General features: G+C 38.7%; 8 protein-coding genes and 1 pseudogene. 1 reads left to right on the top strand and 8 read right to left on the bottom strand.

Annotation, left to right across the window (positions count from 1 at the left end; genetic code table 11):
• The 6 genes and pseudogenes from BM015_RS16690 to BM015_RS16665 all read right to left on the bottom strand — a co-directional run.
• A pseudogene (locus tag BM015_RS16690) lies at positions 1 to 437 on the bottom strand (hypothetical protein); the annotation flags it as partial.
• 548 nt (positions 438 to 985) lie between these two features.
• A complete protein-coding gene (locus BM015_RS16685; RefSeq protein WP_245751466.1) occupies positions 986 to 1,675 on the bottom strand; it encodes an MlaE family ABC transporter permease in 690 nt (229 codons plus the stop codon).
• A 271-nt stretch (positions 1,676 to 1,946) separates the two neighbouring features.
• The gene (locus BM015_RS16680; RefSeq protein ID WP_090661171.1) at positions 1,947 to 3,128 is read right to left on the bottom strand and encodes a M20 metallopeptidase family protein; all 1,182 of its coding nucleotides are present in this window, start codon (positions 3,126 to 3,128) and stop codon (positions 1,947 to 1,949) included.
• A gap of 8 nt (positions 3,129 to 3,136) precedes the next feature.
• Entirely contained in the window at positions 3,137 to 3,571 is a 435-nt protein-coding gene (locus BM015_RS16675; RefSeq protein WP_090661167.1) for an SPOR domain-containing protein, read from the bottom strand.
• A gap of 59 nt (positions 3,572 to 3,630) precedes the next feature.
• Positions 3,631 to 3,876, bottom strand: coding sequence for a hypothetical protein (locus BM015_RS16670; RefSeq protein ID WP_090661164.1), 246 nt, complete (start codon positions 3,874 to 3,876; stop codon positions 3,631 to 3,633).
• A 252-nt stretch (positions 3,877 to 4,128) separates the two neighbouring features.
• Positions 4,129 to 5,340: a hypothetical protein gene (locus BM015_RS16665; RefSeq protein ID WP_090661161.1), complete on the bottom strand. Its 1,212-nt coding sequence runs from the start codon at positions 5,338 to 5,340 to the stop codon at positions 4,129 to 4,131.
• Positions 5,341 to 5,586: 246 nt separating this feature from the next.
• Between BM015_RS16665 and BM015_RS16660 the strand changes: the two genes are divergently transcribed.
• A complete protein-coding gene (locus BM015_RS16660) occupies positions 5,587 to 6,222 on the top strand; it encodes a putative polyvalent protein kinase domain-containing protein (RefSeq protein ID WP_090661157.1) in 636 nt (211 codons plus the stop codon).
• Between the two features lie 59 nt (positions 6,223 to 6,281).
• Here the strand turns inward: BM015_RS16660 and BM015_RS16655 are convergent, their stop codons facing one another.
• Both BM015_RS16655 and BM015_RS16650 read right to left on the bottom strand, forming a co-directional pair.
• Entirely contained in the window at positions 6,282 to 8,327 is a 2,046-nt protein-coding gene (locus BM015_RS16655; protein WP_090661153.1) for a tetratricopeptide repeat protein, read from the bottom strand.
• Positions 8,328 to 8,516: 189 nt separating this feature from the next.
• On the bottom strand, positions 8,517 to 9,572 hold the full coding sequence (locus BM015_RS16650; RefSeq protein WP_090661148.1) for a lipocalin family protein: 1,056 nt from the start codon (positions 9,570 to 9,572) through the stop codon (positions 8,517 to 8,519).
• Between the last annotated feature and the right edge of the window lie 314 nt (positions 9,573 to 9,886).

Here is a 9,886-nt window from a genome sequence, read left to right as displayed (position 1 = left end):
TTATCCCCAAATGAAGGATCGGGGCTGCCATCAGGCAAATACTGGGCAAGTATAGGCGACTGGTATATTGGAAACTGGAAGAAAACAAGCCCGTAACCCGCAGCTAAAATTTTACCGCTTTTTAATACACTCAGGTTGTAAATTCCTACCCCACCGCCAGCAATGGCAGTTTGTGCCTTACCGTTATCACCAAAACTTTCATCAACACTACCATCAGGCAGGTAGCGTACAATTGTAAAGGCATGTAATTCAGTAGTAAAAATTTCTCCGCCCACCAGTATTTTTCCGTCAGGCTGTATAGCCGTTGCACAAACGACTCCAAAATCGTAGTTTAACACTTTTCCGCTGTCATTAAATGTATTGTCTAATGTTCCCGGCTGCGCCTGTATGGTGTTTTCAACAATTAAAGCGGCAATAATGAGTAAAAAAAATTTCATATTGTACAGTTTAAAAAATTAAAGAAATTATGCAGTTTATGGCAATGGTTAAATAATTATTCGTCACCGGGGGTTAATAAAAACTGTCCATCACAGTTGTACTACTGCCATTAATGGCATGCGGGATTAAGTTCATGTCTTTTTCACATTTAAATGGATCGGCACAAGGCTGGGCAACGGCAGCATCAAAATTAGGAATAGCGCAAAAAGAAGTGGTGTTGTTTTCATAACAGCAGTTTAAGAATTGCAGGTAATAAAACTAACAAAAATGTATAATCAAAATGGCAACCTTAAAGGTTTTCTTCAATACAATATTTCATCACTGTCGGGGCAAGTGTTGTGCGATGAATATTCAGAAGCTGTTTGAGTTATTTGATTAAGATTTATTAGGAAATAACGGTCAGGCCTTTTTAGGTCAAGTATTCATAATCAATATTCAAATTGCAGAAGTTTCCTATTGAACATTGCGTGTTGAATTGTTCCTGCCCGGCTGGTTCGGTCAGGCGGGGGTTGTTGAATATTTTTTTAGGAAAAATATTGATATTGTTCTAAAGTAACAGGGCAGCCAGCAGGTAATCTGCCAGAAGAATTAAAATACAGCTTACAATTACGGCAGTTGTACTGGCGCGGCCAATTTCAAAAGAACCGCCTTTTACATAATAGCCATAATAAGCGCCAATGGTACTTATGATGAAAGCAAATGTGTAAGCCTTGGCCATAGCGAAAGGAATATTTTTAAGGTTAAGGCTTTGCCTTAAGCCTATATCATAAGTTTCGTTTGAAAGAATACCGGAGAGGCTGCCGCCAACGCGGCCACCCCAAATGGCCAGCGTCATAGAAATAATAATTAATGCCGGAATAACCAGCAATGCCCCCAATACTTTTGGGAATACGAGATAATTGCGGGTATTAATACCCATAATTTCCAGCGCATCTATTTGTTCGCTTACACGCATATTGCCCAATTCGCTTGCAATCTTGCTGCCCACAACACCGGCCAGCACAATACAAACCAATGTGGGTGAAAGTTCAAGTATAATCGTATCCCTGGTAATTTGAGAAATGGTTGACTTTGGAATTAACGGGCTTACCAACTGGTAGGCTGTTTGCACTGTGGTTACAGCGCCAAGAAATACGGAGATAATGGCCACGATGGGTAAGGAACCTATCCCTATTTCAGCGGACTGGTGCATAAATTCTTTCCAGTACATTTTAAAGTTTTCGGGTCTGGTAAACATGCCCCGTAACATTAAAAGGTATTTTCCTATGTGGCTGAGAAGGCGTCCTATCATAAATATTACCGGTTAAGATAATGAATACAATGTTATTGATTTAAGAAAACACTCAATATTCAATACGCAATAATCCCGCCTGACCGAACCAACCGGGCAGAGCTGCTCAATTATTAATTTCCGCAAATGACTATTGAATATTTCAAAGAAACTAAACCTTAAGTCAATGATATTGATAACTTATATAAAAATTGTACCGTAAAACAAAACTATTGAATTAAGGCTGCAAATTCATGCCGAACCACGCCATTATACCGGCGCCGTTTTGCAGCGCTTCTTCATCTACATTAAACTTTGGCGTGTGCACATTATGCACAATGCCTTCGGCTTCATTGCGCACGCCAACCCTGTAAAAGCAGGCAGGGATTTTTTGTGCATAAAACCCAAAATCTTCAGCGCCCATGCGTATTTCTGTTTCTTCAATATTTTCATCGCCAAAATATTCTTTGGCAAGATTGCTTGCTTTTTCTGTAATAATCTCATTGCTGTAAACAGCCGGGTAACCCACATCAACCAGCACATCTGCTTCAGCGCCCATAGCTGCTGCAATTTCTTCCACCTGTTTTTTTATAAGCTCATGCGCTTTATAACGCCATGTTTCATCCATAGTTCTGAAAGTTCCCATCAGCTTTACTTCTGAAGGAATAACATTGGTGGTGAAACCGCCGTTAAAACTGCATATTGATAAAACCGATGGTGTAAACGGGTTGGCGTTGCGGCTTACGATCTGCTGCAGACTCACTACCACCTGCGATGCAATTAAAATAGTATCGGCGGTTAAATGCGGCGATGCAGCATGCCCGCCCTTTCCTTTGATGGTTATATAAATTTCATCGGCGCTTGCCATGATTAAACCGCCGCGAAAACTTAGCTTACCAATAGGTAAACCAGGATGTACATGCATGGCAAGAATAGCTTGTGGTTTTGGATTTTCCAGCACGCCTTCTTTAATCATAATGCTGGCGCCGCCGGGATTTTTTTCTTCGCCCGGCTGAAAAATAAGCTTAACAGTGCCTTCCCATTCATCGCGCAGTTCGTTTAAGATTTTTGTAGCGCCCAGCAAACAGGTTGTATGCACATCATGGCCGCAGGCATGCATAACACCATTGTTCTGCGATTTATACGGCACATCATTTTCTTCTGTAATTGGCAGGGCATCAATATCAGCCCTTAATGCAATTATTCTTGATGAAGAGTTTTTGCCTTCAAGCAGCGCAACAATACCAGTGTTTGCGATTTTTTCAAAAGGTATATTCCATTGCTTTAACTGCTCACCAATATATTCACTGGTTTTAAATTCATGAAAACTTAATTCAGGGTGCGCATGCAAGTGACGCCTTATATCAAGCATCATTGGCGCATATTGTTTGGTTAAATCTTTTATTTTTTGAGGAAGCATAATCAGCTTTATTGAAACTCGCCGGCCTGTGGAATGTATTCAATTATATCATCAACAATGTAAGCAGGGTTGGATATATAGGCACTTAGTTGTTTGCGGAAATCTTCAGCATCTGTTCGCTGCACAAAATTGCCTATACGCACTTTAAAATAAGGCGACTGGTATAAAACATATACTTTCTGATCGGGAAAATTTTCAAGTAATGCAGCTTTTAATTTAAAAGCATCGTCGCGGCTTCGTGTGTTTAAAACCTGCAGCCTGTATCCTTTGAACAAACCATCAGCCGTCATGTTAGAAGTCATCTTATTAATAGCTGCCTGTTTTTCAGCCAGCACATCAACCCTTGCATCTTTGTGCACAATAATGGTATCATTTGCATTTGCCTGTGCAAATGCAAAACATGCAACCAGTATAAAAAGAAAATGTTTTATTGCAATTTTCATAAATCAAACACTCTGCGGGCAAAGTAAGGCAAAATAAGTTTTATATAAAGTGAAACTTGTTAGTGGATCATCGCCTGCGGCAAATGAAACGCTACCTGTAAAAGCGGGTATTGATGGTCAGGATTGCTTTTTGCTTTCCTGATAAATGTCAAAAAAAAACACTGCTGAAAACCGATGAGTATTTTTAAAGCATATTGCTGAAACCGGATTCGATGCGGACAAGTACCCGAAACATCTTTTTTAATGATACCTTCCTGCTTACACGCTTTTTGTATTATGGCAGTAATCTTATAATTGTTTGTCATGAAAAAAATATTTCGTTGACTGGTTTACGAATTGCAACTTCAATTAAACGGCCTGTCAATTTCGTTCTTTCTGAAATATACTTTAAAGCATTACCTGGGTCATTATCCGAACCTTTTCTTTGTATATACGCCTTTGAGCCTTCGTGGTTCAATCTTTTCTTACCACAAAGGCGCTAAGACACAAAGTAGCACAAGAAACCTTAGTGTTCCAATAGCGGGATAGTGTATGAATTTTTTCGTGCCGAATTCTTTTTACTCTACAAGTTTCTTTACTGCTTCAAAATCAAATTGCTTAGTGAAATTATCCAATATCCTAAGCGATGATGGCATGGCAACATAACGAAAAGCAATAGAAATGATTTGGGGTTTGGCAGCAGTTTGCGCAGCAGCTTTAAAATATTCAGGGTTGTATTGGTACAGAGGCGTGCTTTTATTTTCATTGCCATAAAACTTCCAGAAACGGTTGCGGTTGGTGTATTCCGACAGTTTGGCATTGTAGGATAGCGAAGCATCTTCTATACGATTTATTACCGCCTGTTCAGATAACCACTCTTCTTTGTTTTCTGCCAGTGTTTTTTTAACCATAGCAATTTTATCAGCTACATCAGCCTGCCAGTTGCTGTAATATTTTACACTGCTGCTACGGTCGGCAGTAAGTTCGGGCACTAATTTGGCAAAATGTAATTTTTCTCTTTCGTAATATTCCAACAGGCTTTGTAAATATTCTTTACGGGTAACAGGTATAATTACAGGTATATCTTTTCTTTTGATAAACCAATAACGATACACATAATTGTTACGATTGTTGAGCTTAATATCTTTTTCTGCCACATCCTGAAAATAATTATTGCCGGAGTTGATGGCGTCAATTAGCTGTGCATTATTACAGGTCATAAAAGTGAATAGAGGAATCAACTGTGCATTTGGTTCAGTGGTTTTATGATTTTTCCAATCTAAAAACTGGAAACCATAATCACGGTCATTGTCTATACTGTTTCCAAATGGATTGTCTAAAAATTTAATCAGTGTGTTTACCGGAATTTTGTTTACGTAAATCCGTAAAATAGTGCTGGCTTCGTCATTCCTGGATGGTTTTCCTTTCAGGCAAAAATATTCGTGCAAGGCAGCTTGAAAAGTGTATTGCCCCAATTTCGCATTGCCGAAATAATCATAGCCATCAGTAGAAAAATAATTTTCCCAATTACCACCAGTAAAGTTAAAACCTGCATGGGTCTGCTGTTCTGTCTTTTCTATCTGCTCTAATATTTTTTTTGCCATTGCTTTATCAGCAGCACTATTCATTTTATTAAAATACGCTGCTCTTACAGCAGGCCAGGGATATTGTGCGGCAGTAAGATATTTTCCGGGCGCAGTCTCCAGCTCAGCAGTTGTTTTGCAATCCTGGGAGATTCCCCGGATGTTAGTAAACAGTAGCGTTATAAAAATTAATAAAGCAGGCTTCATTCTCAGTTTATTTTAATACAATAAAAATAGGCTCGATAAAGAGATTGTGAAATCATTAAAAAAGATGATTTTTTTTCCTGCCACACCTGTCCCGCATCCAGGTGGCAAAGACGTTCAGACACAAAGCCGTACTAAGTGAAACCCTTAATCAACCTTTTGAATAAATCTAACCTATAGATTTGTCGCTATACCAATGATGACACATCCTCCTAAAATATTTTATATCTTTGAAACAGTTATCATGGAATGAAAAATATTAAACATGAACTACAAAATATCATTTACCCAGTTGAACCTTTTGGCGAAACAGGCAAACTCAAAAAAATCCAAAGTTTCCTTAGAAGAAATGCGGAAACAGGTGCAGGCGTTAAAAAGCAAAAGCACCTCAAAAGTGAAGAAGCAGCAATTCTCATAGCTTTTGCAAAAGCAGAAGGTTTATTTTATCACAACGAAATTTTAGAAAAAGATTTTATTGGCGCCGGTGCAGAACAACGTGTCTTCCGGTATGATGATTTTAGCGTGATTAAAACCAATGACAGTATTTTCTATTCATCCTGGTTAGATTATTTTAACAGCCTGCTCATTCATAATTATTTTTTCCCTGCTACTGCTTATGAATTTATAGGGTTTAAAATTATTCAGGATACCCTGTTTGCTGTGGTCAGGCAGGATTTTATTTTAGCCACAGAACCAGTGAATTTAGAAATCGTAAAGAATTTTCTGGCTTATAACGGGTTTGAAAATACACGCAATAACGACTACATCAACCAGGAGATAGGGTTAATTTTTGAAGACCTCCATGATGAAAATGTTTTATCAAGAAATGGTGTCCTCTTTTTTATTGATACTGTCTTTTACCTTCTTGATAAGTTTTATGAATGATTTTATATTACCAAACTTTTTTTGATACTCCATTCGAATACATATATTTTCAAGAGTCGTTATTTACCAAAACCACTGATACCGCCGCTCATATTGCCCGAAATCAAACTCATTTTGCCTGATGCGCCTACTTCGATATTAGCAGGCCCTGCACCGGCAGAAACCGATGCTTCTCCTGTTACATATACATCTTCCACACCATTGCTGCTGAACTCCATGCCCATACCGCCTTTTACCGAAGCGCCAACCTGTAAAGGACCTTTGCTTACAGATATTTCTTTGCCGGCTGAAACCTCAATATTTCCATTAGTGAATTGATTTTTTCCTGCGTTATCAGATTTGAAATTGAAATTTCCGGACACGCCGCCCGCATTAAATTCCATACGGGATTTGCCACATTCAAATACCTGTTTGTACACGCCAAAATCAAGTACGGAAATGAACTTGCAGTGCATATCATCAAAATCCGAAAGTTTATAATTGGAGGATTTGGTTGGCTCAATGTTACAATTGCCATACTTGTTGGTGGCAATATTCCTTGTATCGCTGATGGCTGCGAGCCATTCTCTTTTGGCGTTATTTTTTGTGGATTCAAATGTGGCTTCGTTTTCTGTAAACTGCCGCCAGTACAGTTCTTCGGTAATTTTTAATTTAAGTTGATGCAGGTAATTGTTGTAGGCTTCTTCCAATGGCAGGTTATAATTTTTATACACCCATTCGCTGTATTTATTTTGCACCACACAATTATCATAACCAATATTTTCACCTTTTTTTGCCAGTTCTGTTTCACTGGTGGCTATCGTGCTATTGGCTTTTTCAAGGGTTTTGCGCTGCAGTTCATCTTTTGCAACAAAATCTTTTCTCAAATCATCTATTTGTTTTTTAGCGGCTTTCAAACGATATGCTGCGCCGCCGTCTTTATTCATTTCTTCTAAATTTTTTTCGGCTGTTTTACGATAAATATTTTCATTGGAAGAGGCTTTTGCAGTCATCGCAGTAACGCCCCCTTTTTGATATTGATTGTACAACCTTTCTGCTTCCTTTGCATTGGCTTGTTGTGCAGGTATGGATGCTTGCGCTAAAGCATTCATTTTTTCATACACTTGTTTTTGAAACGCATCCCAATCGGCGCTTAGGCGCAATTCATCTTCATAAGATTTCGGCGCTTCGGGGCGTACAAATTTTTCTAAAGCCAAAGGGTCAGGGTCGGGACGAAAAGGTTTGCGCATGTCACTTCCTTTTACAGAATAACCCAGCTTGCGAAGTTTATTTACTTTGCCCAACGAATAACTGTAATGAAGCGAGTTCTTCATTTTTTCAATGGCTGCTGTTTTGTTTCCCTTGCTTTCCTGAATGAGGCATTGTGTATAGTTTGCCTGTGGATGATACGCAAAAGCACGGACTACTTTATCCAATTGCACATTGGCTTTATCTACATCTCCCAAATAAAACCAGGCCTGCCCAAGATTGTTTTGAATGGTGGTATTATCAGGATATTTTTTTAAAAGATATTCTAACAAAGGAATAGCCCTGTGTGGCGCACCGGCCATACTGAGCATAGCGGCGAAATTGCTGAGCATATCATCATCAGCGCTGTTATCAGAGCAGGCTTTGCTCATTAAATACACCGCAGGCTCCAGATCGCCGTTTACCCAGTAACCCAGCGCAGCATTTGCAATTTCATTTGCTTTGAAATGGTTGGTTTTTAAAGATGCATATACCTGTTGTCCAAATGGTTTATATTGTGCGCTAATGTTTTTTTCAACATATTCATTCAATGTTTTTATGTAGGAAGAAACTGTTGCAGATGTAAGTACAATTTTGGGTATGGCGCCTATTAGCACTGTATTTTTTTTAGGCACTCCATCACCACCTACGGCTAAAGCAATCTGAGCATCTGTGGTTCCATTCGGTAAAGACGGAGTATTGGTAGAAAAACCCATCTGTTCCATCATTTTTTTCTGCTCAGGGGTAAGCTTGTCTAATTGTTGCTGTGCCTGTTTTATTTTATCCTGTACTTCTTTGTTGTTGGCAGGATTTGTTTGCTGGGCAATACCTGAAAAGAAGAAAAGCAGTAAACAAACAAATACAAGAGTTTTTTTCATACTAAAAAATTGTGTAGTAAAAATAACAGGAGCATAAGAGGTGAGGTATCATTAAAAAAGATGATTTTTTCTCACCTCAAAGGCTCAAAGAGGAGAAGACTCACAAAAATTTTTTCTTTGTTAGTTTTAGTGTCCTGGTGCTTTAGTGGCTAAATTGGCTTACTGCATTTTTGAAGATAATAATGATGATTAATTTGCAGCATTGATTTTAAATCCCGGCGGATTATCAATCAACGATTCTTCTTTCCGGAATGAATAACGAAATTCATAATGCTCGTTGGGCGCATTAAATTGTCCGCCATCTCTGGTAGTTGGGTTGCCCGCTTTAAGGATGATTGTATTTCCGTAGGTTGGGTCTATACTTATTTCAAAAGTATAAGTGGTCTTCTCCAATTTATAGTCAGCATATTTTTTCATCCTGCCCCATTCTTTAGAACTATTCGTCTTTGCCCAAAAACCACTTTTTCCATTTTTAGGAGTAATGGTTAATTGATTTCCGTTTACAGAATAAGTGCCTGTTTCATACAAGAAAGTAATATCAGGCGCTTTGGTGAGCCATTGTTTATTGCGAAACGTGTAAGTGCCATCTGCATTAAACTGATATTCCTTTCTGAGGTAGCCGGCAGTGTATTGTGGCCTTCCGCCTACATTATAACCTGTAGTCTCAAGAATATAATTTGTCCATAAACCAGAAATGGTAGTATTGTTTGTATTTGGATTTGAATTCGTTTCAGTTTCAGTATTCGTTTGATTATTTGTTTCACTTACTGAACTTGCATCTAAATCTAATGAACCAATCAGTTCTTTATAATTTTTCAGGTAAGGCTGTGCAGTAGCATTGCATAATACAGCAATGCAAATGCTGTTGTTTGAATAAACGGTAAGGATGGAAGCTACATTGGCACCATTATATTGCCACACACCGCTGCCGCTCATCACCGTCCAGCCTTCTGCAGTTTTTGGTTCCGTTTTTTCAGGAGAAGAAATAGTTTTATTGGATGCAACCAGTTCGTTCCAGTCTTTATCAAAATCGGTTTGAATATCGCCTTCGCAGTTGCGATGCTGATAGATGGCAATTTGTGCCCACGAAGCGCCATCTATCCGGGAATAGGAAATATAATCGTTACCCTGGTTTAAAGTCCAGTCAGTTGGCGCATTGTAGGAAACAATGTCAAAAGTTTGTTTTTGGGCAAAAAGATTTGCCGTTAGCATTGCAAATAGAATTGGAAGAATAATTGATTTCATAAAAAGAATTATAGTGTAAAAGTAGAAGAAGGGCTTGTGCACCGGTATCCTTAAAAAAGATGATTTTTTTGCCACGAAGGCCCGAAGCCATAAAGAATCACAAAAAAGAAATCTTAGTGAACCTTCGTACCCTGGTGTTTTTGCGGTTAAGTCTTTTTTTGCCACGAAGACTCGAAGACATAAAGCAGCACAAAAAAGAAATCTTAGTGAACCTTCGTGCCCTGATGTCTTTGTGGTTAAATCTTTTTTTGCCACAAAAGCACTAAAGCACAAAGCAGCACAAAGAAAAAATCTCCGTGAACCTTCGTACCCTG

The organism is Parafilimonas terrae (assembly GCF_900115755.1).
Lineage (GTDB): Bacteria > Bacteroidota > Bacteroidia > Chitinophagales > Chitinophagaceae > Parafilimonas > Parafilimonas terrae.
The sequence above is the reverse complement of the archived record's forward strand: the minus strand, read 5'-3'. Positions and strand labels throughout refer to the sequence as shown.